Origin of the sequence: Kitasatospora sp. NPDC058184 (genome assembly GCF_042883725.1) — a bacterium.
Classification (GTDB): domain Bacteria; phylum Actinomycetota; class Actinomycetes; order Streptomycetales; family Streptomycetaceae; genus Kitasatospora.
In genome coordinates this window covers 624783-649192 of the sequence record NZ_JBHVVE010000001.1, presented here as the reverse complement: position 1 = coordinate 649192, position 24410 = coordinate 624783, and the positions used below count along the sequence as shown (strand labels likewise).

The following is a 24410-nucleotide window of genomic DNA, read 5'->3' as shown; positions in this document are numbered from 1 at the left end:
CCGGACACTTCGATCGGTACGCCGTATCTCCTGTCGCTGGCCGATGTCGGCGGCTTAGCCTGGATCTGCGGGGGTGCAGAGATGCCCGGACACACACCGAATGGAACGTTCGTCACTGCGCGGATCAAGCGTGGGTGGCGCACTCAGGAGGACTTCGCTGAGGCGTACAACGCCACGGCTGGCACCTCGGGCTCGAAGGCCAGGATCTCGGTGCGTCAGGTCAGACGGTGGGAATCGGGACAGACCCTGTGGCCGAACCGGGACGCGCGTCAGGTCTTGATCCGGATGTTCGGTATGCCCTTGGGGCACCTGGGCTTCGTTCCGCCCGCCAGCAAGGCGATGGCGCGGGACACTGCGGCCGATGACGAACCCGGCATGGAGGATCATGTGCTTCGCCGAACATTCGTAGGCGGTGCTCTTGTCGCACCCTTGCTCGATCTTGCGGCACTGGACCATCTCGCAGCCGCAGCCCGGGACGCCTACCGATACGCCGACCAGGATCTTGTCGATCATCTGCGCAACGCGCTGGACGAGACGGCTCGGATTGATCTTCTCGACGGGCCGCATCGGGCAATGCCCGCCGCGCTTGGAATCCTCTCCGCGATCAACGGTGCTGCACGAGATGCCAAGCCCGGCATTCGTCAACAGCTACTCGGCCTGGGGGCGCGTGCGGCCGAACTGGCAGCGTGGCTTCACCGGGATGCCGGATCGCCTCACCGGACGATCACCTACTGGCACAACCAGTCGAAAGAATGGGCCACCTTCACCAGCGACGGTGCCATGCACGCCTACGTTCTTCTGCGTCAGGCGCAGGCCATGGGACGCCACGATCCGGCTCGGATACTCGCCTTGGCAGATGCGGCCACCAGTGGGCCGTGGGTCCTTCCGCCACGTCCACGTGCTGAGGCACTTCAGCAGAAGGCGCGCGGACTTGCGATGACCGGGGCCGCCGAGAAGCAGATCGAGCGAGTCCTGGACGAGGCGCATGGTTCGTTGGACCAGGCGGCCGAGCCGTGCGGGGCGGCGACCTGCACCGGGCCTCTCGGGGACGGCTACACCCGCGATCGGCTGATGGTGCAGTCCGGGATCTGCTGGCGTGAGGCCAAGCGGCCGGACAAAGCAGTTGCGGTGTTTCGGGCGCATCTCTCGGGGAGCGTCCTCGGACCTCGCGACCATGCCCACTACAGCGCGTTCCTGGCGGGGGCTCTCGCCGAGGCAGGTGAGCCTGACGAGGCGGCTGACGCGGCTCTCCGTGCCCTGGCCGTGGCCGCGCCTCCGCGTTATGGGCAGGTGATCACCGAACTCCACCGCACGGCAGAGATCCTGTTCCCGCACCGCGACCGTCCGGCGGTGCGGGAGTTCCACGAACGTCTGATGGTGACCGTGTCATGTTAGGACGAGACGAATTCCGCCACCTTGGCGATCACCTCGCTCTGCCAGGCCTTGGACTGCGGGTGGGCGTAGGACGGGTCGTCGTGGACGGCGAACCCGTGTTGCGCGCCGTCGAGTTCGTACAGTTCGGCCCCGGCGCCGAAGAGCGGCGCGAATCGACGGGACAGTTCGATGTCGACGAAGGTGTCCTTCGTACCGTGGATGATGAGCACGGGTGACCGCACGCCGGTGCAGAGCTGCACGGGGTCGAGGTGGAAGACCTCGTTCAGGAGACCGCGGCCCGTCTCGAACGGTTGACGGACGGAGAAGCCACGCTCGTCCAGCTTCACGGCGTGCTCTGTGGAGAGGCGGTCCTCGACCCATCCGGCTGCTTCGGTGATGAAGCGGTTCCGGTAGTCCATACGTGGGTTCAGCAGGACCAGCTTGTCGACCTCATCGGGTCGGCTTCCGGCATGTAGGGCTGCCGCACCGCCGGAGAACGAGGCGGCAACGACGTGGACCCGGCCGGGGCGATCGGCGATCTCTGCCAGGTGTCCGGACGCGGCCCGGATGTCGTTGGCGATGGAGGCGATCGTGATGTCGGAGAAGCGCCCGGCGCTCCTGCCGTGGGCCCGCAGGTCGAAGCGGAGGCAGGTGATGCCGGTGGCGGCGAGACCGGCCGCCAGGCGGCCGAAGAATCCGCCTTCTTCACGGGTGACGCCGGCGCCGTGTGCGAGAACGGCCAGAGCAGTTGGGGGAGTTGGCGAGGGAGTGACCGTGCCGGACAGTGCGGTGCCGTCCAGCGACCGAAATGCGGTCTCGTAGTCAGTCATGTCCACCGACGGTATCAACTCGCGGACGAGGCTGGAGCGTCCAGGGAGCGGAGGTTCCGGGGCGCGCTGGGGGGCGTGCGCTCGCGCCGCACGAAAGGGTGATGTGGGTGGGGGTTTGACGAGGTGTTACTGCGTTGCGGTGAAGATTGTGGTGTCGGGTGCTTGGAGAAGCGCCCGGTGCACGGGCACAAGTAACCCCGGCGGTGCTCCAACACCCCGGGGTTTGGCACCAGGAGAGAAGACCTCCACGATGCAGATTCATCGTATCCCTCAGCATGCTCCCGGGTACACGATCCTGGACAACGGGCATGTCGTCCGCAAGCACTCGCTGTCGTGGGCCGCGCGGGGGCTGTTGAGCTACCTGCTCAGCCTGCCGGACGGGGCGCGCGAAGACGTCCGCACGCTGGCCGCCAAGAGCGTGGAGGGTCGGACGACCGTCGCGCGGGCGCTCAGGGAGTTGGAGGCGGCCGGGCACTACGTCCGGCGCACCCAGCGGGACCCGCTGACCGGGCAGGTGCGGACGGTCGTCTCGGTGCACGAGGTGCCGGTGACGACGGGCAAGGCGGTGCACACGGTGCCGCCGCTTCCCGTGCCCCCGGCCGCCGGTGGTCCAGCTCCAGGTGGGCCAGGCGTCGGGAAGGCGGGAAGCCCTTCCAAGGAACGGGAAACCAAGGACGTGGAAGAACCTTCCGTCCGTCCCCCGGAGAAGTTGACGGCGGGCATGGCGCTGCTGCTCGAACTCGGGTGCCGGGAGCCGAAGATGGCCCTGGCGGGGAAGCCCTTGAGTGATCAAGCCGCGCGGGTGGAGGGGTTGCTCGCGAGTGGGTGGACGCGGGACGCGCTGGCGGGGATCATCGCGGCTCCGCTGCCGGACAAGGTCACGCACAGCGTCGGGGCGATCCTGGCGGCGCGGATCGCCAAGGTGCCGACCGTTCCGGCGTCCAGGAAGGCAAGCGATGGGCCCCGCAGGCACGAGTGCCCCGGCCGGGGCGGGATGTGCGGGCGGCCCGTGGCGGGAGCCGGGCAGGTGTGCGGGGCGTGCCGGGCGGGCGGCGCTTAGCGCTCCGGCGGGCGGAAGGTGACCGGGGCGTCGAAGGCGGCGCGGCGGGTGGTGCGGCGCAGGGCGCGCAGGACGGGGGTGCCGAGGGTGAGGCAGAGCACCACGGTGAGTGCGGCACGCGGCAGGTCCCAGCCCAGCGACGTGGTCAGGCAGTAGGCGGCGAAGCGGACCAGGTTGGCGGGCAGCGGGTCGCCGGGGACGAAGGAGATGGAGCCGGCCAGGCCGCCGATGTACGGCCAGCCCTGGAGGTTCATGATCGTGCCGTACAGCAGGGACGCGATGGCGCCATAGGACGCCAGCACCACGAGTTCGCGGCGGCCGCGCAGCGAGGAGGCCCCCGGGAGCAGGCCCGCACCCAGGCAGACCCAGCCCATCGCCAGCATCTGGAACGGCAGCCACGGCCCGACCCCGCCGGTGAGCAGCGCGGAGGCGAACATCGACAGCGAGCCGAGGACGAAGCCGAAGCCCGGGCCGAGCACCCGCCCGGACAGCACCATCAGGAAGAACATCGGCTCCAGCCCCGCCGTGCCCGCGCCCAGGGGGCGGAGGGCGGCGCCGGCGGCGGCCAGGACGCCCAGCAGGGCCACGGACTTGGCGTCCAGGCCGGGGGCGCCGCCGCCCGCCGAGCGGCCCTCGGAGATCTGGGCGATGACGACGGCGAGGAGGAGGGGGAGCAGCAGGGCGAACAGCCACGGTGCGTCGGTGGAGTGGCCGACCAGCGCCGACTTGGTGGAGGCGAGCAGCGGCCAGCCGAAGGCGGCGACGCCGACGAAGGAGACGGACAGCAGCGCCGCGACGGACCGGCGTCCCAGCGGGACGGGACGAGTGCTCATGCGTCCAGCGCCTCCGCGACCTGCCGGACGGTGAGCCACGGCCCGGGTGCCAGCACCTTGGCGACCTGCGGGGCGAAGGCGGGGGAGGAGACCACGACCTCCGCCGTCGGGCCGTCCGCGACGATCTCGCCCTCGGCGAGGATCACCGTGCGGTGGGCGAGTTCGGCGGCCAGTTCGACGTCGTGGGTGGCGAGGAGCACGGCGTGGCCCTCGGCCGCCAGGCCGCGCAGGATCTCCACCAGCCGGGCCTTGGCGGCGTAGTCGAGGCCGCGGGTCGGCTCGTCGAGGAGCAGCAGCGGGGGCCGGGCGGTGAGTACGACGGCGAGGGCGAGGGTGAGCCGCTGGCCCTCGGAGAGGTCGCGCGGGTGGGTGTCGTCGTCGATGCCGGGCAGCAGGCGTTCGACCAGGGCGCGGCAGGTGCCGGCGGCGGCGCCGGCGTCAGTGTCGGCCGCGGCGCACTCGGCGGCGACCGATTCGCCGTACAGCAGGTCGCGCGGGTCCTGCGGGACGAGGCCGACCTCGCGGATCAGTTCGGCGGGGCGGGTGCGGTGCGGGGTGCGGCCGCCGACCCTGACGCTGCCGGAGGAGGGGGCGTGCAGGCCGACCAGGCTGCCCAGCAGGGTGGACTTGCCGGCGCCGTTGCGGCCCATCAGGGCGGTGATCTCGCCGGGGTGGAGGGCGAGGTCCACGCCGCGCAGGGCCGGGACGGGGCCGCGCCGGACGGCGAGGCGGTCGGTGACGGCGAGGGGGGCGGCGCCGGCACGGCGGTCGGCGGGAGCGGGCGTCCGGCCGTCCAGTCGGGCGCGCAGCGGCGCGGCCTTGCGGCGCGCGTCGCGGACCGAGAGCGGCAGCGGCCGCCAGCCCGCGAGCCGGCCGAGGCCGACCACCGGCGGGTGCACCGGGGAGTGCGCCATCACCTCGGCGGGCTCGCCGAGGACGGGCGGGGCGTCGGGGGTGAGCAGCAGCACCTGGTCGGCGTACTGGACGACCCGCTCCAGCCGGTGCTCGGCCATCAGCACGGTGGTGCCGAGGTCGTGCACCAGCCGCTGGAGGACGGACAGCACCTCCTCGGCCGCGCCCGGGTCGAGCGCCGAGGTGGGCTCGTCCAGGACCAGCACGCGCGGGTGCACGGTGAGCACCGAGCCGATCGCGACGCGCTGCTGCTGGCCGCCGGAGAGGGAGTTCAGCGCGCGGTCGCGCAGGTCGGCGAGGCCGAGCAGGTCGAGGGTCTCCTCGACCCGGCGGCGCATCACGTCGCCCGGCAGGCCCAGGGACTCCATGCCGTAGGCGAGTTCGTCCTCCACGGTGTCGGTGACGAAGTGCGCCAGCGGGTCCTGCCCCACCGTGCCGACGAGGTCGGCGAGTTCGCGCGGACGGTGCTCGCGGGTGTCCCGGCCGCCGACGGTGACCCGGCCGTGCAGCACCCCGCCGGTGAAGTGCGGCACCAGGCCGCTGACCGTTCCCAGCAGGGTGGACTTGCCGGAGCCGGACGGGCCCACCAGCAGGCAGAGTTCGCCCTCGGGGACGGTCAGGTCGACGCCGTCGAGGGCGGGTGCGGCCGAGTCCGCGTACCGGACGGAGACCTGCTCGAAGGTGATCACGATGCCCTCCGGGGCGGGGTCGGGGCGGCGAACGCCGGTACCAGGCCGAGCAGGACGGTCAGCACGGCGGCCAGTGGCAGCGCGGGGACGGTCGGCGGGACGACGGTGGGGGCGAAGGCGGCCGGGTCCCGCGCGGCCAGGTATGTGGTGAGGGCCGCCACGGCCGCCCCGGAACCGGCCGTCAGCCACTCGGGGACGGCCCAAGGGTCGGGCCGGTAGCGGCTTCTGACGGACCGTCGGCCACCCAGCAGCAGGCCGGCGAAGGCGGCGGCCAGGCCGAGCAGCAGGACGGGCAGCGCCCAGCCCGCGCCACCGGCCGTCAGCAGCCCGTACGCGGCCAGGCAGACCCCGAGCAGTCCGGCCAGGGTGAGCGCGGCCGTCGCCCGGGCGAGCCGGCGCGGGACGTCGGCGGTGCGGCCGAACCCCCGGGTGTCCATGGCGGCGGCCAGTGCGATGGACCGCTCCAACGCGCCCTCCAGCACCGGGAGTCCGACGCTCAGCACGGCCGCGACGCCCTTGTCGGAACGGCCCCGCAGGCGCCGCGCGGCACGCAGCCGGCGGACGTCCGCGATCAGGTTCGGCGCGAAGGTCATCGCCACCACGACGGCGACGCCCGCCTCGTAGAGCGCGCCGGGCAGGGCGCGCAGCAGCCGGGCCGGGCTGGCCAGCGAGTTGGCGGCGCCGACGCAGACCAGCAGGGTGGCCAGCCGCAGCCCGTCGTACAGCGCCGCGAGCAGCCCCTCGACGGTGACCCGGCCGCCGATCCGCACGCCCTGCGCCCAGACGGGCAGCGGCAGTTCGGGCAGCGTGAACAGCACATGGGTGCCCGGGACCGGCGAACCGAGGAACACCGCGAACACCAGCCGGATGCCCAGCACCAGCAGGCCCAGCCGCAGGAACGCCCCGTACGAGCGCGACCACGGCGCATCGCCGCGCCGGGCCGCGACCACGTACCCGGCGACGGCGACGAGCAGCAGCAGGATCGCCGGGTTGGTGGTGCGGGTGGCCGCCGCGCCCAGCCCCAGCGCCCACAACCACCAGGCCCCGGGGTGCAGTTGACGGGGGCCGGTGGGCGGCCGGGTGGTACGGACGGCGGTGCTGCTCACGGTGATTCCTGGGTGGGGGACGTTAGGGGTGACGGCGGCGGCGCGCCTGCCAGACGGCGCCACCGGCGAGGACGGCCACCAGCGCGCCACCGGCGATCAGGCCGACGTCCGGGCCGCTGCCGGTGCTCTGGTCGGCGGATCCGGCGGCCGGCTGGGCGGCACCGGCCGCGCCGACCTGGTCGCCGCAGCCCGCCTTCGGGTACCCGGCGATGGCGCACAGCAGCCCGTTGGTGTCGTAGCGCAGCGGCGGGGCGACGGTGGCCAGCACCTCGGCCGAGGTGGCGCGGGGCGCGACGGTGGCGCAGGCCGTGCGCTGCTCGGGCACCGAGGCGGCGGACGAACCGGAGGTGGACGAGCCGGAGACGGACGAACCGGAAGCGGACGAGCCGGAGGCGGACGAACCGGCGGCGGAGCCGGCGTCCTCGGCGGTGCCGAAGTCCAGCACGACGGCCACCCGCTTGCGGCCCTCCTGCGCGGGCGTGTCCGCGCAGATGTCGGCGAAGCTCCCGGCCGTCCGGGGCTTCGCGGCGTCCTGCCCGCCGTCCGGGCTCAGCGCGAACCGCCACCCGTCCACGGCCCCGTCCGGCGGCACCGCGACGGAGGGCCCCTGCTGCTGGTACGTCCAGCTGCCGCCCTCGGCGCCGCGCCAGAACGACCAGTACCGGTACCCGGCGGCCTGCGCCGGAGCGGCGGAGGCGAGCAGCAGCACCGCCCCGAGGAGGGGGAGGAGCAGCGCGGCGAGGGCGGTGCGGCGGCGGGCGCGGGCACCCCCGCCCGGCAGGCCGGGGCCCGGCCCGCCGGGAGCGGCGTGGGAGGCGGGACGCATCAGAGGTGGGTGTTGCGCTTGCGCTGGAGGCTGAGGAGGAGGCCGCCGCCGACGCCGATGAGCAGGCCGACGCCGATCAGCCAGTACTGGCCGATGCCGCCGTCCTTCTTCTTCGCCGGGGCGGTCGCCGTCGCCGTGGCGGAGGCGTCGGTGGCCTTGGGTGCCGGGCCGAGGGCGGTGAGCTGGCCGGTCAGGGCGGCGGTGTCGCGGTGGGCGGCCTGGGCGACCAGCAGGAGGGTGGCGGTGGCGCCGGCGTCGGTGCCGCCCTTGCTCCAGGTGGCGCCCTCCTTGCCGAGCCAGTCGACGGCGCCGGCGGCCTGCTGAGGGTGGCCGCTCTGGCTGAGGGCGAGGGCGGCCCAGGCGGTGGCGGTGTAGTCGGGGGTGGGGGCGGCGCCCGGGGTGGTGAGGGTGAGGTGGTCGCCGCCGGCCGCGAGCTGGGCGGTGAGGTAGGCGCCGACGGCCTCGCCGGACTCCGCGTGCGAAACCGGGGCCGAGGAGGCCGAGGAGCCCTGGGCGGCCGGGGCGTCGGCGCAGGCCAGGGCCTTGGGCGCGGCGTCGGCGTGCACCGTGCCGGCGACCGGCAGGTGGCCGCCGCTCGCGGCGAGCGCGGCCTGGGCGCTGGCCAGGGCGTTCGGGGTGAGGGCGCCGCCGGCCGGGTCGGTCTGGTAGGCGAAGGCGCCGCGCTGGTCGGCGGGGGCGGTGCAGCCGAGCTGGAAGAGGGCGAGCCCGTCGAAGGCGGACCTGCCGGCCTTGGCGACGCCCGCCGGGTCGGTCTTGGCGGCGAACAGCGCGTTGACGGCGAGGCCGGTGGAGTCGGCGTCGCCGGGGCTGCCCGGGTTGTACGCCCAGCTGCCGTCGGCGTTCTGGTTGGCCTTGAGCCAGCCGACGCCCTTGTCGACGGCCTCCTGGTGCCCGCCGAGGGCGACCAGGGCCTGGACGGCGACGGCGGTGGCGTTGCTGTCCTCGGTCTTGGGGTCGCAGGCCGCGCCGGCGGCCCGGTACGAGGGCCAGCCGCCGTCCTCGCACTGCTGCCCGGTGAGCCAGCCGACGGCCGAGTCGGCCGGGGTGACCTTGGCCGCCGTCAGCGCGGTGAGCGCCAGCGACTGCCGCCAGACGCCGTCGTACGTCGGGTCGCTCTTGCCGTACAGCCCGTCGGGAACGGCGGCGGGGGTCGGCGCGGGGCTGTCGGCGAGGGCCGGTCCTGCGGCGAGGCCGGTGAGCAGCGCGGCGGACAGGGCGGCGGCGCCCAGGCGGGCGGCGGTCAGCATGGTGCGGGTGTGCCTTTCGGTGAGCGGTGGTGGCCCGGGCGGGGCCGTTCCGTAGTCCTCGACGGTGCCGGGCGCGTGCGTCCGGACTGGCCGCTCGCCCCTCCCCGGGTGCTCCGACTCGTCCGGGCGGCCGATGGCGGCGCCGGTCTCACGGCTGCGGGGTCAGCGCCGGATTCGCACCGGCTTTCCCCGGGGGAGGAGCGGGATGGAGTTGTGCCGACTGTCGACTCTAGCCGCCGGAGCGCCACGGGCGCCCCGCAGCAGGCAGGAACAGGTTCCAGTCGGAGCAGGAGGGAGGGCGGCTCACGGCAGGGCGAGCAGCCGGGCCGCGGTGTGCAGGTCGGCCCGGACCTCGGCGATCGAGGCGCGCCCGGAGAGCCAGGCGACCAGCGCCGAGTGCCAGGTGTGCTCGATCACCCGCACCGCCGCGCGCTGGCTCTCGGTGGGCGGTCCGGACTGGCCGATCGCGTCCAGGATGAGCTGCCCGGTGGCCGTGCTGACCTGGTCCACCTCGGCCCCCACCGAGCGGTCCGCGAAGGACAGCGCCCGGACCATGGCCTCGGCCAGCAGCGGCTCGCGCTGCAGCGCGTGGAAGGCCCGGGTGAGGGCGTCGGCGACCCGCGGCGCCGGTTCGCGGTCGGTCGGCGGGTGCCGCCGGATGTGCTCCTGGAGGCCCTGGAGCTGCTCCAGCATCACCGCCACCAGCAGGTGGACCTTGGACGGGAAGTACCGGTAGAGCGTGCCGAGGGCGACCTGGGCGCCCTCCGCGACCTCCCGCATCTGCACCGCCTCGTACCCGCCCCGCACCGCCAGCGCGGTGGCGGCCCGCAGGATGCGCCGGCGCCGTTCGGCCTGGCGCGCGGTCAGCGGCGGCTCGCCCGGGGGCGAGAGCTGCGGAGAGGTGGAAGGAGGGGGTGGCGGCAAGGGTGCTCCCGGGCGGGCGAGAGTGGCGGCGTGCTCCACATGGTCGGCAGGATCCGGCGTGGCGGGAATCACCAGCCCTGGCTCCTGAGGGAAAGCTACGGGCCGGTATCTTCGAGGTCTCTCATTGTTCACGTGGTCGACGACGAGTTCCCCAGCCACTGAAACCTGATCTACTTTAGCGACCGGAAGCACGACCGGCAGCACCGTAAGCAGCTAGAGAAGAGGGCCCAGGATGACCGCGCAGCCGCTGCGGATTGCCCTGCTGTCGTACCGAGGGGACCCCTTCTGCGGCGGTCAGGGCGTGTACGTACGGCACCTCTCCCGGGAGCTGGCCAGGCTCGGCCACCACGTGGACGTGATCGGCGCCCAGCCCTTCCCGGTGCTCGACGAGGTCGACGGCCCCGGCTCGGTGCGCCTGGTCGAGCTGCCCAGCCTGGACCTCTACCGCGCCGACGACCCGTTCCGCACCCCGGCCCGCGACGAGTTCCGCGGCCCGGTGGACGTGCTGGAGTTCGCCACCATGCGCACCGGCGGCTTCCCCGAGCCGCTCACCTTCTCGCTGCGCGCCCGCCGCTACCTGGCCGCCCACAAGGGCCGCTACGACGTGGTGCACGACAACCAGACCCTCGGCTACGGCCTGCTCGGCCTGGCCCGGCACGGCTTCCCGCTGGTCACCACGATCCACCACCCGATCACCGTGGACCGGCAGCTGGAGCTGGACGCCGCCACCACCCGCGGCAAGCGGCTCTCGCTGCGCCGCTGGTACGCCTTCACCCGGATGCAGCGCCGGGTCGCCGCCCGGCTGGACCACGTGATCACCGTCTCCGGCACCTCGCAGCGCGAGATCGCCGAGCACCTGGGCGTCGCGCCCGGCGCGATCTCGGTGGTGCCGATCGGTGCCGACACCCGGCTCTGGTCGCCCTCGGCGGAGATCGAGCGCGTCCCCGGCCGGATCGTCACCACCTCCAGCGCGGACGTCCCGCTGAAGGGCCTGGTCTTCCTGGTCGAGGCGCTCGCCAAGGTCCGCACCGAGCGGGACGCCCACCTGGTGGTGGTCGGCAAGCCGCAGAAGGAGGACGGGCCGGTGGCCGAGGCGGTGCGCCGCTTCGGGCTGGCCGGGCACATCGAGTTCCGCAGCGGGCTGACCGACCAGGAGCTGGTCGACCTCTACCGCTCGGCCGAGGTGGCCTGCGTCCCCTCGCTCTACGAGGGCTTCTCGCTGCCCGCCGCCGAGGCGATGGCCACCGGCACCCCGCTGGTCGCCACCACCGGCGGGGCGATCCCCGAGGTGGCCGGGCCGGACGGGGAGTCCTGCCTGGCGGTGCCGCCGGGGGAGGCGGACGCGCTGGCCGCCGCGCTCGGCCGGCTGCTGGACGACCCGGAGCTGCGGGCCGGGCTCGGCGCGGCCGGGCGGGAGCGGGTGCTGGCCCGGTTCACCTGGGAGCGGGCCGCCGAGCTGACCGCCGAGGCCTACCGCGCGGCGCTCGCCACCGGCGTCGGCGCCCGGGCCCGCTCAGGGCCGGGCTGGCGGTACGTGGCCTAGCCGCCCGCCCGCGGCAGGTCGGTGACGGCCGGTCGGCGGAGGCGGAGCGGTGGCGGCAGGGCGAGCCTGCCCGACGAAGCGTGACGTGCCGGGAGTGGCGTGACGAAGCGTCAAGAACGCTTGGTAGCAATAGGAATGGGAGTCCTGCAGTGCTGACCGTCGATTTCTCGCGCTTCCCGCTCGCCCCCGGCGACCGGGTGCTCGACCTGGGCTGCGGCGGGGGCCGGCACGCGTTCGAGTGCTACCGCCGTGGCGCCAACGTGATCGCCCTCGACCAGAACACCGAGGAGATCGCCGAGGTCAGGAAGTGGTTCGCGGCGATGGAGCAGGCCGGTGAGGCCCCCGAGGGCGCGTCGGCGGTCGCGATGGAGGGCAACGCGCTGGCGCTGCCGTTCGAGGACGAGTACTTCGACAAGATCATCATCTCCGAGGTGATGGAGCACATCCCGGACGACAAGGGCGTCCTCAACGAGATGTTCCGGGTCCTCAAGCCGGGCGGCCTGCTCGCCGTCACCGTGCCCCGCTGGCTCCCGGAGAAGATCTGCTGGGCGCTGTCCGACGAGTACCACGCCAACGAGGGCGGCCACATCCGGATCTACCGGGGCGACGAGCTGCTCGAGAAGCTCAAGGACGCCGGCCTGGAGCCGTACGGCACCCACCACGCGCACGCGCTGCACTCCCCGTACTGGTGGATCAAGTGCGCGGTCGGCGTCGACAACGACAAGGCGCTGCCGGTCAAGGCCTACCACCAGCTGCTGGTCTGGGACATCGTCGGCACCCCGGTGATCAGCAGCCTCACCAGGGCCGCCGAGCGGGCCCTCAACCCGGTGATCGGCAAGAGCTTCGTCGCGTACGCCTCCAAGCCCAACCGCGCGCCGGGCGGGACGGCGTGACGGCCGCCGTCCCCGAGGTGCTGCTGCTCGACGGGGTGCTCGACGCCGAGCAGGCCGCCGACACCGTGCGCAGCATCCTGGCCGAGCAGCGCCCCGACGGCGCCATACCCTGGTTCGCCGGCCACCACCTCGACCCCTGGGACCACACCGAGGCGGCGATGGCCCTCGACACGGCCGGCGAGCACGCCGCCGCCGAGGCCGCCTACCGCTGGCTCGCCGCCGCCCAGAACCCGGACGGCTCCTGGTACGCCGCGTACACCGACGGCGCGGTCACCGACCGGGCCAAGGAGAGCAACTTCTGCGCGTACATCGCGGTCGGGGTCTGGCACCACCACCTCAGCACCGGCGACGACGCCTTCCTGGAGTGGATCTGGCCGGTCGTCCGGCGCGCCCTGGACTTCATCGTCGGGCTGCGGCTGCCCGGCGGCCCGATCGCCTGGCGGGTCGACGGGGACGGCACCGCCACCGACGAGGCGCTGCTCACCGGCTCGTCCAGCATCCTGCACGCGCTGCGCTGCGGCCTGGCCGTCGCCGAGTACCTGGAGGAGCCGCAGCCCGACTGGGAGCTCGCGGCCGGCCGGCTGGGGCACGCCGTCTCCCACCACCCCGAGCGGTTCCTGGACAAGGGCCGCTACTCGATGGACTGGTACTACCCGGTGCTCGGCACCGGCCTGCGCGGCGAGGCGGCGGTCGCCCGGATCGAGCGGGACTGGGAGCGCTTCGTCGTCCCCGGCCTCGGCGTGCGCTGCGTCAGCGACCGTCCGTGGGTGACCGGCGGCGAGAGCGCCGAGCTGGCGCTCGCGCTCTGGGCCATCGGCCAGTCCGACCGCGCGGTGGACATCCTGCGCTGGATCCAGAAGCACCTGCGGCACGAGGACGGCTCGTACTGGACCGGGTACGTCTTCGAGGACGACGCGATCTGGCCGGAGGAGCGCACCACCTGGACGGCCGGGGCGCTGCTGCTCGCGGTGGCCGCGCTCGGCGGGGACCCGGCGACGGTCGCGGTCTTCGGCGGGGAGCAGCTGCCGGCCGGGCTGGTGGTCGCGGACTGCTGCTGAGCCCGGCGCACTGCGCGCGGAACGGCGCGCGGGGGACGGGCGCACAGGGCGCGGACACGGCGCGGACACGGCGCGTACACGCGGAAGGGGCGGGACCGGAGAACCGGTCCCGCCCCTTCGCGGTGTGCGTCCGCGGGCGTCAGCCGTGCTGTCTCAGCCGCGCTGGATGCCCGTGGTGTCGGCCAGCACGCCCTGGCTGCCGTCCGGCAGCTGCGCGACCAGCGCGGCGCCGCGCTGCTCGACGGCCAGGTACCAGGTGCCCGGCACGACCTCGCCGACCGGGGCGCCGGCCGGGTTGTCCTTCGGGGCCAGCTGGCGCGGGGCCGGGACGGCGAACCAGAACGGCTGGAAGTCCGCCGCCGGGGCGGGCGCCTGCTGCGCGGCCGGGACCGGCTGCGGGGCCGGGGCGCCGGCGTCGTGCGGCTGGGCGGCCTGGACCGGCTGGCCGGGCTGCGGCTGGCCGGCACCCGGGTAGCCGTAGCCGCCCTGGCCGCCGAACGCCGGGTCGTGGCCCTGGGCCGGGTAGCCGTACTGGCCGGGCTGGCCGGGGGCACCCGGCTGACCGGGCTGGCCCGGGTAGCCGTACTGGCCGGGGACGGCCGCCGGGCGGTCGGCGGCCAGCGGGGCCTTCAGTGCGGGCACCAGGGGGCCCGCGGCGGCCGCGCCGGCCAGCGCGAGCAGCGCGATGAAGCCGAGCCAGGCGCCGAAGCCGTGGCTGACGACGGAGCTGGAGGTGCCGCCGCCGAGCGCCCAGACCGAGGTCCACAGCGCCGCGACGGAGAGGGCGATGCCCCACTGGTCCAGCCGCAGGCCGAGCACCTGGCGGTTGGCCGCGGCCGCACCCTGGAAGCGCTGCACCAGGATCAGCACCGCGGCGGCGATGCCGAGGAGGTAGATCGACGGCAGGATGGGGAACAGGTCCGTGCTCCACGCGTTCTGCGACGGCGGGCAGTACCGGCTGTTGCCGCAGTCCACGGTCCAGTAAGGCAGGAAGGAGGCGATGAAGAGCAGGACGGCCGCGCCTGCGACGGCGGCGTCTCCCCTGGTGAGAGCGCGCAGATTCACTAACGTTCCCCTCGTTGACGTGTCGTGGACGGTGGTTCGCGCGGTCGGGCCGACCGGCCGAAACTCCCGAACGGACCAGAAGCCTAGGCCCAACCGTCCTGCCGGTGCACGGCGGGACCGGGAATGGGGTGAAGTCGTTGCAAACCGTGCGGTCCGGGCGGAGCGTCGTCCTCCGCCGGTCGCGGCCCAACTCCCTTACCGCTCTTCGGTCTTCTCTTGGGTCGTCAGGAAAGCGGTCAGCGCGTCGGCGATCCCCCGGGCCGCCTGCTGGCGCCACTGAGGGTCCGTCATCCGCTTCGCGTCCGTCGAGTTGCGCATGTTACCGCACTCGATGAACACCTTGGGGACCGTCGAGAGGTTGAGGCCGCCCAGGTCGGAGCGGGTGTCCAGGCCGTCCTTGGCGATGTAGTCCGCGTACGGCTCGCCGGTCGCGGCGTGGAACCGGTCGCGCAGCAGGAGGCCGAGCCGGCGCGAGGGGGCGACGATCGCCGCGTTGTCCGCCTTCCCTGCCACCACCCGGGCGGGCATGATCACGTGGAACCCGCTGCCGCTCGCCGGGCCGCCGTCCCCGTGCACCGAGACCGCGACGTCGGCGTGGGCGTCGGCGCCCGCGCGGGCCCGCTCGTCGACGCACGGGCCCCAGGGCCGGTCGCCGTCCTGCACCAGGACCACCGTGGCGCCCCGGGCGGCCAGCAGGGCGCGGGCCCGGCGGGAGACGTCCAGGGTGTACTCGGCCTCGGTGTAGCCGGCGTTGGTCTCGGTGCCGGTGGTGTCGCACTCCTTGCGGGCGTTGCCGATGTCCACCTGGCGGTTGATCTCGGCGGTGTGGGCGGAGTTCCCGGGGTTGTGGCCGGGGTCGAGCAGGACGGTGCGGCCGGTCAGGACCGCGGCGTCGGCGGGCGCGGACGGGGCCTCGGCCGCCGGGGTGGTGGACGGCGGCGGTGCGACCGGCGGGGTGAGGGGCGCGGCGGTGCCGTCGGCCGGGGCGCCGGGGTCGGCGGTCCCCGGCTGGTCCGTGGCCGTCGGGGCGGGCGGCGCCGAAGCCGGGCCGGAAGCCGGGCCGGAAGCCGGGGACGAGGCGGCGGGGGCCGACGCGGCCGGGGCCGCCGTGGCGCCCGCCGGGCCTGAGTGGTCGAGGGCCCGCCAGCCGAACCAGCCCGCCGTGCAGAGCGGAACGGCCACGGCCGCGGCGGTGGTGGCGCGCAGCAGCGCGGAGCGGCGGGGCGGTCGGGGGGCGGTGCCGGTCACTGGTCGGTCAGATCCTGTCCTGGGTGCGCGGAGTCAGGCCGTAGCTCTTCGCGATCGCGTTCCACTTCGTCATGAAGTCCGTCTTCGCCTGCGTGGCCTGCGGGTTGAGCTCGTCCGCGTGCTTCTTGTCGGCGGTGGCCGGGGCCCGTCCGGTGCAGCCCTGGGCGGCGACGGCGCGCGCCCAGCTCGCGTACGCCTTGTCTATGTCGGCGGACAACTGCCAGGCGGACTTCAGGGAGTTCACCGCGTCCGCGCCGCCCGGCACGTCCGTGACGCTCAGTTGGGAGAGCTTGGCCAGCAGGGCGGTCCGCTGGCTCGCGCCGTTGTCGAAGTCCTGCGCGGCGCTCTCGATGTCGGCCTTCGGCGGGCAGCTGGTCACCTTGGCGACGGCGCTGCCGATCGGGGCCTTGGCGCTCTCGCCCTCGCTGAGCAGGCCGTCCAGCGCCTGGGCCTGCGCCTTGGCGCCCGGACCGGGAGCGGTCGAGCTCGGCGACGGCGTACCGGCGGGCGAGCCGGACGCGCTCGCGGCGGCGCTCGGCGCACCGTCCGCACCCGTGGGCGCGGTCGCGGGCGGCGGGTTCTCCGCGCCGGTCGCCGGGGCCGAGGCCGGGGCGGGCGCGGCCTGGCCGTCCTTGTCGCCGCCGCCCCGCAGGGCGAACAGCAGGCCGCCGCCGACCGCCAGCACCAGGAGCAGCGCGAAGCCGATCAGCAGCGGGGCCCTGCGGTTGGTCGGCCGGTCCTCGTCGTCCCCGTGGGCGGGCCCGGTCGGGTAGTCGGGCTGGGCGCCGTAGGGGAGCGGGGTGCCGTACGGGGACTGCGGCGGGGCGGCGGGCGGCTGCAGGAGGTAGTCGTAGCCGGGGGTCTGCTGCGTCTCCTGCTGCGGGGCGTGGGACGGCGGACCCGGGTGGGAGGGGAACGGCGCGGACGCCGGCGGGGCGGCCGGGGGCGGCGGGGCGGCGCCGGGGAACAGCCGGGCGGTCGGCGGGTCGTAGCCGGGCGAGGCGGCCAGGTACGGGCGGGCGCCCAGCGGCGGGCCCTGGTCGCCGACGGCGCCGGGCGAGGGCGGCGGGGCCATCGGACCGGGCTGGGCGGCGGACTGCGGGGCCATGGACTGCGGGGCCGCGGGAGGCTGGGGGGTGGCGGGCGCCTCGGGGACGGGCTGCGCGTCGGCCGGGCGCTGCGGGCCGCGCACCCAGCCGCCGGCGCCGCCGCGCGCGGTCGGGTCCCAGACCGCCGGAGCGCTGTTCTGCTGGTCCGTCATGTCGCTGCTGGCCCCCACCGTCCGCCGATGCTCTGCCTGGTGCTGCGCGGCCACCGTACCGTTCGAACCCCTGCCCGGCAGCCCCGGCACGACGTTAGAGCATCGGCGCGGGACCCCGGGAGCGAACAGATGTCCTACCGCGCGGCGCGGCGCAGGACGCGCAGGGAGCCGGTCACCGAGACCTCCTCGAAGCCCTCGGCCAGCGCCCGCAGGTACACCCGGTACGGGGCCTGGCCGCCGTCCGCCGGGTCGGGGAACACGTCGTGCACCACCAGCAGGCCCTCCGGCGCCAGGTGCGGCACCCAGCCCTCGTAGTCGCCGGTCGCGTGCTCGTCGGTGTGCCCGCCGTCGATGAACACCAGGCCCAGCGGGCGCCCCCACAGCGCGGCGATCCGCGGCGAGCGGCCGACCAGCGCCACCACGTGCTCCTCCAGCCCGGCGGCGTGCAGGGCGCGGCGGAACCGCGGCAGGGTGTCCATCAGCCCGACCTCGGGGTCGACCAGGGTCGGGTCGTGGTACTCCCAGCCGGGCTGCTGCTCCTCCGAGCCGCGGTGGTGGTCGACGGTCAGCGCGACCGTCCCCGCCTCCCGGGCCGCCGCCGCGAGCAGGATCGCCGAGCGGCCGCAGTAGGTGCCGATCTCCAGCACCGGCAGCCCGGTGCTCCGGGCCGCCTCCACCGCCGCCGCGTACAGCGCGAGCCCCTCGTCCACCGGCATGAACCCGGTGGCCTCCTCGAACGCCGCCAGCACCTCGGGCGCCGGCTCGGCGCTCAGCAGCAGGTCGGACATGCGGTGCTCCTCGGGGGGTCGGGACGCGGGCGGACGTGCACGGACCCTACTCGACGGTAGCGGTGGCGGCGCCGCCGGGGCGGCCGGCGCCGACCGGTGCCGTGCGTCGATCGGGCGGCGGTCAGCCCGCGAGCAGGTCGGCGGCGATCCGGGCGCGGTGCGGGGCCAGCTCGGCGGCGATCGCCCCGACCTCGGCGGGGGTGGCGGTGACGACGGCCGACCGGGCCTCGGCGCGCTCGACCAGGGCGATCCGCAGGTGGGTCGGAGGGTGGGTGGAGTCCACGGCGGCGTGGTCACGGGCGCTGAGCCGCAGCAGGCGCTCGTGCTCGGTGGCGGGGACGGAGCCGAGGTGCTCGCGCAGCCGCTCCCAGAGCAGCTCCGGGGCGGGCGGCTTCGGCCGCTCGGACTGTTCGGGCTGTTCGGGCCGCTCCGGGCCCCGGCCGCGGCGGACCGTCCGGGGGCGCCGGCGCTCCTCGGCGCGGATCCGGCCCACGGCGGTGCACACCGGGCCGAACAGCAGGAGCGTCGCGAGCATCCCGCCGGCCGCCTCGCTGCCGCCGACCCGGACGGCGAGGGCGTCCGCGCGGTACTCGGCCTGCTGCCCGGCGCGGGAGGTGAGCCGGTCGAACAGGTAGAGGCCCTGGAGCAGCAGCCAGGCGACGGCCCGCAGGACGACCGCGCCGACCAGCGCGCCGATCCGGATCAGCAGCGAGAGCTCGTCGCCGTGCGCGCGGCCCGGCCGGTCGGGCCGGACCATGCCGTACCAGGCCGCGAGCGCCGAGACCGCGCTGTGCAGCCAGAGCGAGCGACGGTGGTCGCCGTTGACGTGGTGGCCGAACTCGTGGCCGAGCAGGGCGATCCGCTGCCGGTCGTCCAGCACCTCCCAGAACGGCAGGCCCAGTTCGAGGACGGGACGGCGGCGCAGCCCGACCAGCCCGTAGGAGGCGTTGAACTCGTCGGTGACCCGGATGACGGCCACCGGCGCGGCACCCAGCTCGGCGGCCACCCGGTCCGCCAGTCCGTACAGGGCCGGGGCCGAGGCGCGGTCGAGGACGTTCTGGTCGCGCGGCACCCGGCCGAGCCGGGGCCGCAGCGCGACCGCGACCACCAGCGCCACCACGCCCGCGCAGCGCTGCACCGTGCTCCCGGTGACGAGCAGCCAGACCGCCAGGCAGAGCAGGCCGACGGTGACCAGGTGGACCAGGCCGGCGGCGGCGGAGGCCAGCAGCCAGTCGCGGCGGGCGGTCGGGGAGTCGCCGCCGGCGGCCTGCTCCTCGAACAGCCGGTCGGTGCGGTCGGCCGCCGCCCGCTCGCGCCGGGTGGGCGCGGGAGCGCCGTCCTGACCGGGGGACAGGTTCCAGTCGCAGGCCGGGCACCAGGCGGTGAAGCGCGGGTCGGCGGTCAGCGCGGCGGCGCAGCGGGGGCAGGCCGCGCCGTGGGCGGGCTGCTCGGGGGAGGTCGGCGAGGGCGCCGGTGGGGACGTCGGCGCGGACGTCGGAAGGGGTGTCGACACGGTGGTGATCATGGCGTGTCGCAGTGGTGGAAGGACAGTGAATTCGTACAGTTCCGCCGGCCGGTTGTTGTGGAACGCGTTCTAGTCGCGTCGCGCCGCCCGTGCCAGAATCGGCCCGACCGCCGATCCGAGGAACACCAGGCACCCCGGGAGCAGCACCCATGCGCGCAGCCGTCCTGCACAAGACCGGCCAGGAGACCCTCGACGTCCGCGAGGACGTGACGGCCGTGGGCTTCGGGCCGGGCACCGTACGGGTCCGGATGCGCGCCGCCAGCCTCTGCCACTCGGACCTCTCCGCGATGAGCGGCGTCCTGCCGCAGCCCGCGCCGTTCGTCCCCGGGCACGAGGGCGCCGGGGACGTGCTGGAGGTCGGCGAGGGCGTCACCGGCCTCGCCGCCGGCGACCGCGTGGTGCTCTGCTGGATGGCCCCCTGCGGCCGCTGCGACCACTGCCGCCGGGACCGCGGCCACCTCTGCATCGCCAGCCTGCGCAACCTCGGCGCCCCGGGCTTCCGGATCGCCGAGGGCGGGCTGAGCGCCTCCGGCTTCTACGGCACCGGGGCCTTCGCCGAGGAGGTCGTGGTCGCGGCGAACGCCGTCATCAAGGTCCCCGACGACCTCCCGTACGAGGCCGCCGCGCTGATCGGCTGCGGCGTGACCACGGGCATCGGCGCCGCGGTGAACACCGCCCGGGTCGAGCCCGGCGCCTCCGTCGCGGTGATCGGCGCGGGCGGGGTCGGCGTGGCCACCGTGCAGGGCGCCCGGGTCTGCGGCGCCGGCCGGATCACCGTCGTCGACCCGGTGGCCTCGCGCCGCGAGCGCGCCCTGGCGTTCGGCGCCACCGAGGCGATCGCCCCCGAGGAACTGAAGGCGACGGCCAAGAAGCTGCCCGGCGGCGGCTTCGACTACGTCTTCGAGGCGGTCGGCCGCGCGGCCACCGTCCGGGCCGGCTACGAGGCCGCCCGGCGCGGCGGCGCGGTGGTCGTCATCGGCGCGGGCGCGCAGGACGACCTCGCGCAGTTCACCATGGGCGAGCTGTTCTTCAACGAGAAGCGCCTGCTGCCCTCGCTCTACGGCGGGGCGACGGTGGCGCGCACCATCGGGCTGGTCGTGGACCTCTGGCGGGCCGGGCGGATCGACCTCGACGGCATGGTCACCCACCGGGTGGGGCTCGCGGACGTCAACGAGGCGATCGCGCAGATGCGGAGCGGCGAGGCGCTGCGGACGGTCGTGACGCTGGGCTGAGGGCGGGCCGCGGCCGGGGCGCTGCTCGGGGCTTCGCACAGAGACTTCGGGCGGAGGCTTCGCACGGAGACTTCGGGCGGAGACCTCGGGAAAGCCGAGGGCCCGCCGGGGGAGTCCGTGCCCTCCCGGCGGGCCCTCGTACGCGGTGCCCTGGTGGTGGTGCGGTCAGCCCAGCGCCCCGGCCGCGCGGTGGCGGCCGTGCGGGTCGGACTCCGGGCTGTCGTCGGCGGCGGAGCCACCGCGGTGGCGGCCGTGCGACGCGGTGTCCTTGGCCGTCTTCTCGTCGGCGTCGGTCCCGGTAACCGCGGGTCCGGTGGTGTCGGTGAGGGTGTCGGACATGAGAATCGTCTTTTCCGTGCGGAGGGTGCAGGTCATCGGCGCCCGGCCGGCGCCGGTGGCGCACGGTCTGGTCCCCGATCGGGCGCCCGGTACGCGCCCGTAGCCGGTGATCGCGGCCCGTGCCCCGGTCACCATAACGGCCGGGACGGACGAGATCCTATCGAGATCATGACGCGAGTCCCGCGCTGGTCCCGGGCCCGGAAGCGGGCCTGCGGCCGACCGGCTCGCGGCGGCGCGGGGACGGCGCCCGGAGACCGCCGGGCCGGGCCGGCGGCCCGCGCCCGCCGTCCGGCGGCGGCAGCCGGGTCCGCCCGCGGTGCGGAACTGATGCGGCGCGCAACGATCATCGGCGATCATCAGTGTCCCCGCGTGCGCGGCGGAGGCCCGTTCGACCCGCTCCTCGGCGTCGGCGTCCGGACGGCGGGCCGCCCGGTCCGGCAGCACGGCCGGGGCGGGGGACGGGCAGGTCCGTGCCAAGGCCGACAAGTGGCGCCCACCTGAGGAGAGTTCACTCGGATCGCCTAGCGCGGCGTCGAGGCCGCCCGGGGCTGGCGTCTGGGCCTGGCGCCTGGGCTCGGTGCCCGAGCTTGGTGTCCGGGACGGCACCGGGCGGCGGGTCAGCCCGGGCGGCCGGTCCGCAGGAACGTGGCCAGCAGCTCGTGCAGGACGGCGGCGCCCTCGTCGGCGAGCACCTCGTGCCCGGAGCCGGCCGCCTCGACGTACCGGAAGTCCTCGCCCTCGACCCGGCCGATCCGCAGCAACTCGTGCCGCAGCGAGCGGGACTGGCTCACCGGCACGACCTCGTCCCGGTTGCCGTGCACGACCAGCAGCGGCGCGCTCAGCCGGTGCGCCAGTTGCAGCACGTCGCGCGGTCCGCGGGCGTCGGCGACCTGCTCGCCGCCGCCCAGCCGGGTGGTCAACGCCCGTACGGGGGGCGCGGCTTCGGCCAGCAGCCGGGCGCCGGACAGGAACGGCGCGACCACCGCGCAGCGGGCGACCTGCTCGGCCGGCGCGTGCGAGGCCGCCAGCAGCGCCAGGAAGGCGCCGTAGCTGACCCCGAAGAGGGCCGGCGGCTCCAGGCCGAGGGCGGCGCGCTGGCCCGCGATGCCGTCCAGCAGGTACAGGACGTCGTCCAGGTCGGGACCGCCCCAGGCGCCCCGGATGGCCAGCGCGTGCGCCACGCCGTAGCCGGTGGAGCCGCGCTGGTTCGGCGCCACCACCGCCAGGCCCTCGGCGGCCATCCGCTGCAGTGTCGGGTCGAACTCCAGCCGCCAGGCGTCCGCCGGGCCGCCGTGCAGCGCCAGCACCAGGTGCGGGCTGCTCAGCCAGGCGTCCCCGCCGTACACCACGGCCTCCAACGGTCCTGCCGGGCCCGCGAGTTCGAGGCTCTGCGCGGGATGCCAGCGGCCGCCGTCCCCGGGCGGGGTGCTGCCGTCGAGCCGCCAGCCGGGCGGCTCGGTCCGCACCGGGCGCACCCCGCCGGGCTGCCAGGGCAGGATGGTGTCCCGCCACGGCCCTGGCAACCCCGATGCCAGCGGCGCGAGTTGGAGCGGGAGCGGCGTCGGGCCGGAGACGGGCGGGAGCGGTCCGTGCGTCAGCAGCGTGTCGACGTCGAGGGTGGCCAGCGCCGTCGGGTGGTCGGGCGAGGAGTACGGCACGCGCAGCCCCGCCTCGCCCCAGTGGCCGACCGCGCCGAGCCGCCCGGGCGGGACCGGCAGCGGGTCCAGCCGCCCGGCCGAGGGCCGCCACAGCGCGAGCGCCGAGCCCGCGCCGTGGTCGATCTGCACCGCGACCCGGGGGCCGCCCGCCGCGACCCGCAGGGCGACCGGCCGCAGGAACATGCCCGCGACGTGCAGGCACTCGGGGAAGCGCAGCGGCTCCCCGGCGCCGAGGACGCCCCAGCCGAGCCGGTCGGTGCCGGGCGCGTCGCTGCGCACCATCGCGAACCGGCTGTCCGGGTCGAACAGCACCAGGCGGTCGTTGCTCTGCGGGCCGATCTCCAGCAGGGGGGAGGTACGGCCGGCGCGCAGGTCGAGCACCACGCTGCGGACCAGGCCCGCGTTCACCCGGTCCAGCGCGAGCAGCGTGCCGGTACGGTCCAGCCAGGTGCCGCCGCCGTGCAACCCCGGGATCTCGGCGACCTGCTCGGGCTCGCTGCCGTCCGTGCGCACCAGCCAGGCGGTGGTCGCCGGGCGGGTGTCGCTGCCGAGTGCGACCGCCACCGGCGTCCGCGGGTCGGCGCCGGCCTGGGCGGGGAGCGGCAGGACCCGCAGGCCGGTCATCCGCAGCGAGCCCAACTGCTGTTCCAGGGCGCCGTTCCCGCCGTACGAGAGGCGGACCAGGTCGTGCCGCTCGCCGTCGTGCCGGCAGGTCAGCACCGAGCCGTCCGGCAGTGCGACCAGCTGTGAGCGCAGGCTCTCCGCGCGGTTGCCGGGCAGTGGCAGCGCGGTCGGCACGGCCGGTCCGCCGTCCTGCGGCAGCCGCCAACTCTCCACGTACCAGCCGCTGTCGGCGGAGGAGGCGAGGCAGGCGGCGTGGCTGCCGTCGGCGGCGAAGGTGAAGCTCAGCCGGCGCAGCGTCTGGGTCATGGTTCGGGTGGCCACGTTCATGCTCCGCTCACCCCGGTGGTGCTGGACGGGCCCGCCGGGTCGGAGGGGCCTGTGGTGCCGGACGGGCCCGCGTTGCCGGACGGGTCCACGGCGCCGGGGCGGGCCGGGCCGCCGGCCTGCCCCGGCCGGGCGGCGACCCGGCCGCGGCACGACGGAGGCCCGGCGATTCGTTCCTGCACCAGGACGGCGGGGTCCTCCTGCCCGATCGGACCGACGGCGGGCGGCACCGGCCCTCGCCCGGCGGGCCGGGCCGTGTGCCGGAAGCCGCCGACGGTGACCTCTCGGTCACCGCCGCCTCCCCGGCCTCCGGCACCGGCCGGTGCCGCCCGCGTCGCCTCCGGCCACGAACCCGCCGCACCCGGTCCGCGGTCCACCGATCCCCTGTCCCCGGCCGTACGCAGCGATGTGCCCGCCCCCATTCGCCACCACATCCCTTCGTCGCGGCCGCCGCCCCCGGTGCCCACTGCTCGCGGCACCCGGGCGGCGGCCCGGCCTGATCGGTTCTTCCGGAAGGGGCGGCGGTACCGCCCCGGTACGGGAGTGCTCACCCGGATCCCGTCCGGCCCGGCACGGCACCGCCCGACTCCTGGTCGTGGCCGCCGCCGGGGCAACTCCTGTTCGCAGAAGTGAAGTTACTTTCGAGCCAACCGAAGCCTCAACGCAGAGCCGGTCACTTCACTCGTAAGGGTGCAAAGGCCTGGTTTCGAACCCGTACGGGAACCCTGCTGTGAGTAACGGACGACCGGCGCGCGGCCGCGTACGGAGCGCGCTGGGCCCGCCGGGCGCCTCTCGTCGCAGATTGACGTGCACCCGTACGCCCCCAGCTCCCCTGTCCGAACGGCCACGAGGCACCGGCCGACGCGGCCGCGACGCGTCGAGGACGGACCGAGGACGGACCGACGACGGACCGAGGACGGACCGGCGGCGGCCCGGCGCCGCAGGCGCGACGCGACCCGGCCGAGACCGTTCCCCCGGCGCCCGGCCGTACGGCCGAGGCCCGACCGCCCCCGCGCGCACGGTAGTCTCG

20 protein-coding genes and 1 riboswitch are annotated in these 24410 nt (G+C 75.4%); of the genes, 6 read left to right on the top strand and 14 right to left on the bottom strand.

Going from position 1 to position 24410, the window contains the following annotated elements; all coding sequences use genetic code 11:
* Positions 1-81 precede the first annotated feature (81 nt).
* Positions 82-1395 (top strand): multiprotein-bridging factor 1 family protein, encoded by a 1314-nt coding sequence (locus ACFVXH_RS02925; protein WP_387819772.1) that lies wholly within the window; start codon positions 82-84, stop codon positions 1393-1395.
* Here ACFVXH_RS02925 and ACFVXH_RS02920 read toward each other — a convergent pair.
* Positions 1392-2204: an alpha/beta hydrolase gene (locus ACFVXH_RS02920; protein ID WP_053112003.1), complete on the bottom strand. Its 813-nt coding sequence runs from the start codon at positions 2202-2204 to the stop codon at positions 1392-1394. The genes ACFVXH_RS02925 and ACFVXH_RS02920 overlap by 4 nt on opposite strands.
* A gap of 250 nt (positions 2205-2454) precedes the next feature.
* Between ACFVXH_RS02920 and ACFVXH_RS02915 the strand changes: the two genes are divergently transcribed.
* The gene (locus tag ACFVXH_RS02915) at positions 2455-3264 is read left to right on the top strand and encodes a helix-turn-helix domain-containing protein (protein WP_387819770.1); all 810 of its coding nucleotides are present in this window, start codon (positions 2455-2457) and stop codon (positions 3262-3264) included.
* Here ACFVXH_RS02915 and ACFVXH_RS02910 read toward each other — a convergent pair.
* From ACFVXH_RS02910 to ACFVXH_RS02885, 6 genes are all read right to left on the bottom strand, one after another.
* On the bottom strand, positions 3261-4097 hold the full coding sequence (locus ACFVXH_RS02910) for an ECF transporter S component (RefSeq protein WP_074000827.1): 837 nt from the start codon (positions 4095-4097) through the stop codon (positions 3261-3263). The genes ACFVXH_RS02915 and ACFVXH_RS02910 overlap by 4 nt on opposite strands.
* The gene (locus ACFVXH_RS02905) at positions 4094-5698 is read right to left on the bottom strand and encodes an ABC transporter ATP-binding protein (RefSeq protein WP_387819768.1); all 1605 of its coding nucleotides are present in this window, start codon (positions 5696-5698) and stop codon (positions 4094-4096) included. The genes ACFVXH_RS02910 and ACFVXH_RS02905 overlap by 4 nt, the downstream gene beginning before the upstream one ends.
* Complete coding sequence (locus ACFVXH_RS02900) at positions 5695-6810, bottom strand: CbiQ family ECF transporter T component (protein WP_375874112.1); 1116 nt, start codon at positions 6808-6810, stop codon at positions 5695-5697. The genes ACFVXH_RS02905 and ACFVXH_RS02900 overlap by 4 nt, the downstream gene beginning before the upstream one ends.
* A gap of 16 nt (positions 6811-6826) precedes the next feature.
* Entirely contained in the window at positions 6827-7630 is an 804-nt protein-coding gene (locus ACFVXH_RS02895; protein WP_387819766.1) for an SCO2322 family protein, read from the bottom strand.
* Positions 7630-8898 (bottom strand): prenyltransferase/squalene oxidase repeat-containing protein, encoded by a 1269-nt coding sequence (locus tag ACFVXH_RS02890; RefSeq protein WP_387819764.1) that lies wholly within the window; start codon positions 8896-8898, stop codon positions 7630-7632. The genes ACFVXH_RS02895 and ACFVXH_RS02890 overlap by 1 nt, the downstream gene beginning before the upstream one ends.
* A gap of 106 nt (positions 8899-9004) precedes the next feature.
* Positions 9005-9088, bottom strand: a riboswitch (cobalamin riboswitch).
* Between the two features lie 113 nt (positions 9089-9201).
* Positions 9202-9822, bottom strand: a complete 621-nt coding sequence (locus ACFVXH_RS02885) for a TetR family transcriptional regulator (protein WP_049660100.1) — start codon at positions 9820-9822, stop codon at positions 9202-9204.
* Between the two features lie 232 nt (positions 9823-10054).
* On the opposite strand from ACFVXH_RS02885, the gene ACFVXH_RS02880 reads away from it, so the two are divergent.
* From ACFVXH_RS02880 to ACFVXH_RS02870, 3 genes are all read left to right on the top strand, one after another.
* Positions 10055-11365 carry a glycosyltransferase family 4 protein gene (locus ACFVXH_RS02880; RefSeq protein ID WP_074000830.1) on the top strand — a complete coding sequence of 437 codons (1311 nt, stop codon included), beginning with the start codon at positions 10055-10057 and terminating at the stop codon, positions 11363-11365.
* Between the two features lie 149 nt (positions 11366-11514).
* Positions 11515-12258 carry a class I SAM-dependent methyltransferase gene (locus ACFVXH_RS02875; protein WP_049660417.1) on the top strand — a complete coding sequence of 248 codons (744 nt, stop codon included), beginning with the start codon at positions 11515-11517 and terminating at the stop codon, positions 12256-12258.
* Entirely contained in the window at positions 12255-13316 is a 1062-nt protein-coding gene (locus ACFVXH_RS02870; RefSeq protein ID WP_234348709.1) for a prenyltransferase, read from the top strand. Before ACFVXH_RS02875 ends, ACFVXH_RS02870 begins: the two co-directional genes overlap by 4 nt.
* A 153-nt stretch (positions 13317-13469) precedes the next feature.
* Here the strand turns inward: ACFVXH_RS02870 and ACFVXH_RS02865 are convergent, their stop codons facing one another.
* The 5 genes from ACFVXH_RS02865 to ACFVXH_RS02845 form a co-directional block, all read right to left on the bottom strand.
* Positions 13470-14381: a hypothetical protein gene (locus ACFVXH_RS02865; RefSeq protein ID WP_074000831.1), complete on the bottom strand. Its 912-nt coding sequence runs from the start codon at positions 14379-14381 to the stop codon at positions 13470-13472.
* 195 nt (positions 14382-14576) lie between these two features.
* Positions 14577-15629 carry an N-acetylmuramoyl-L-alanine amidase gene (locus ACFVXH_RS02860; RefSeq protein WP_387819760.1) on the bottom strand — a complete coding sequence of 351 codons (1053 nt, stop codon included), beginning with the start codon at positions 15627-15629 and terminating at the stop codon, positions 14577-14579.
* Positions 15630-15636: 7 nt separating this feature from the next.
* Entirely contained in the window at positions 15637-16890 is a 1254-nt protein-coding gene (locus ACFVXH_RS02855; protein ID WP_387819758.1) for a hypothetical protein, read from the bottom strand.
* 134 nt (positions 16891-17024) lie between these two features.
* The gene (locus ACFVXH_RS02850) at positions 17025-17678 is read right to left on the bottom strand and encodes a class I SAM-dependent methyltransferase (protein ID WP_375874062.1); all 654 of its coding nucleotides are present in this window, start codon (positions 17676-17678) and stop codon (positions 17025-17027) included.
* Positions 17679-17799: 121 nt separating this feature from the next.
* Positions 17800-19191 (bottom strand): M48 family metallopeptidase, encoded by a 1392-nt coding sequence (locus ACFVXH_RS02845; protein WP_387819756.1) that lies wholly within the window; start codon positions 19189-19191, stop codon positions 17800-17802.
* A 161-nt stretch (positions 19192-19352) separates the two neighbouring features.
* On the opposite strand from ACFVXH_RS02845, the gene ACFVXH_RS02840 reads away from it, so the two are divergent.
* Positions 19353-20435, top strand: a complete 1083-nt coding sequence (locus ACFVXH_RS02840; protein WP_074000835.1) for an alcohol dehydrogenase catalytic domain-containing protein — start codon at positions 19353-19355, stop codon at positions 20433-20435.
* Positions 20436-20600: 165 nt separating this feature from the next.
* On the opposite strand, the gene ACFVXH_RS02835 is transcribed toward ACFVXH_RS02840, so the two are convergent.
* Complete coding sequence (locus ACFVXH_RS02835; protein ID WP_158077660.1) at positions 20601-20774, bottom strand: hypothetical protein; 174 nt, start codon at positions 20772-20774, stop codon at positions 20601-20603.
* 617 nt (positions 20775-21391) lie between these two features.
* Positions 21392-23377: an alpha/beta hydrolase family protein gene (locus ACFVXH_RS02830; RefSeq protein WP_387819754.1), complete on the bottom strand. Its 1986-nt coding sequence runs from the start codon at positions 23375-23377 to the stop codon at positions 21392-21394.
* Positions 23378-24410: the final 1033 nt, after the last annotated feature.

Excerpts from the sequence above, each read along its gene's own strand:
- ACFVXH_RS02925 (WP_387819772.1), top strand. The coding sequence starts at position 82 with ATGCCCGGACACACACCGAATGGAACGTTCGTCACTGCGCGGATCAAG.
- ACFVXH_RS02920 (WP_053112003.1), bottom strand. The coding sequence starts at position 2,204 with ATGACTGACTACGAGACCGCATTTCGGTCGCTGGACGGCACCGCACTG.
- ACFVXH_RS02915 (WP_387819770.1), top strand. The coding sequence starts at position 2,455 with ATGCAGATTCATCGTATCCCTCAGCATGCTCCCGGGTACACGATCCTG.
- ACFVXH_RS02910 (WP_074000827.1), bottom strand. The coding sequence starts at position 4,097 with ATGAGCACTCGTCCCGTCCCGCTGGGACGCCGGTCCGTCGCGGCGCTG.
- ACFVXH_RS02895 (WP_387819766.1), bottom strand. The coding sequence starts at position 7,630 with ATGCGTCCCGCCTCCCACGCCGCTCCCGGCGGGCCGGGCCCCGGCCTG.
- ACFVXH_RS02890 (WP_387819764.1), bottom strand. The coding sequence starts at position 8,898 with ATGCTGACCGCCGCCCGCCTGGGCGCCGCCGCCCTGTCCGCCGCGCTG.
- ACFVXH_RS02880 (WP_074000830.1), top strand. The coding sequence starts at position 10,055 with ATGACCGCGCAGCCGCTGCGGATTGCCCTGCTGTCGTACCGAGGGGAC.
- ACFVXH_RS02855 (WP_387819758.1), bottom strand. The coding sequence starts at position 16,890 with ATGACGGACCAGCAGAACAGCGCTCCGGCGGTCTGGGACCCGACCGCG.
- ACFVXH_RS02850 (WP_375874062.1), bottom strand. The coding sequence starts at position 17,678 with ATGTCCGACCTGCTGCTGAGCGCCGAGCCGGCGCCCGAGGTGCTGGCG.
- ACFVXH_RS02840 (WP_074000835.1), top strand. The coding sequence starts at position 19,353 with ATGCGCGCAGCCGTCCTGCACAAGACCGGCCAGGAGACCCTCGACGTC.
- ACFVXH_RS02835 (WP_158077660.1), bottom strand. The coding sequence starts at position 20,774 with ATGTCCGACACCCTCACCGACACCACCGGACCCGCGGTTACCGGGACC.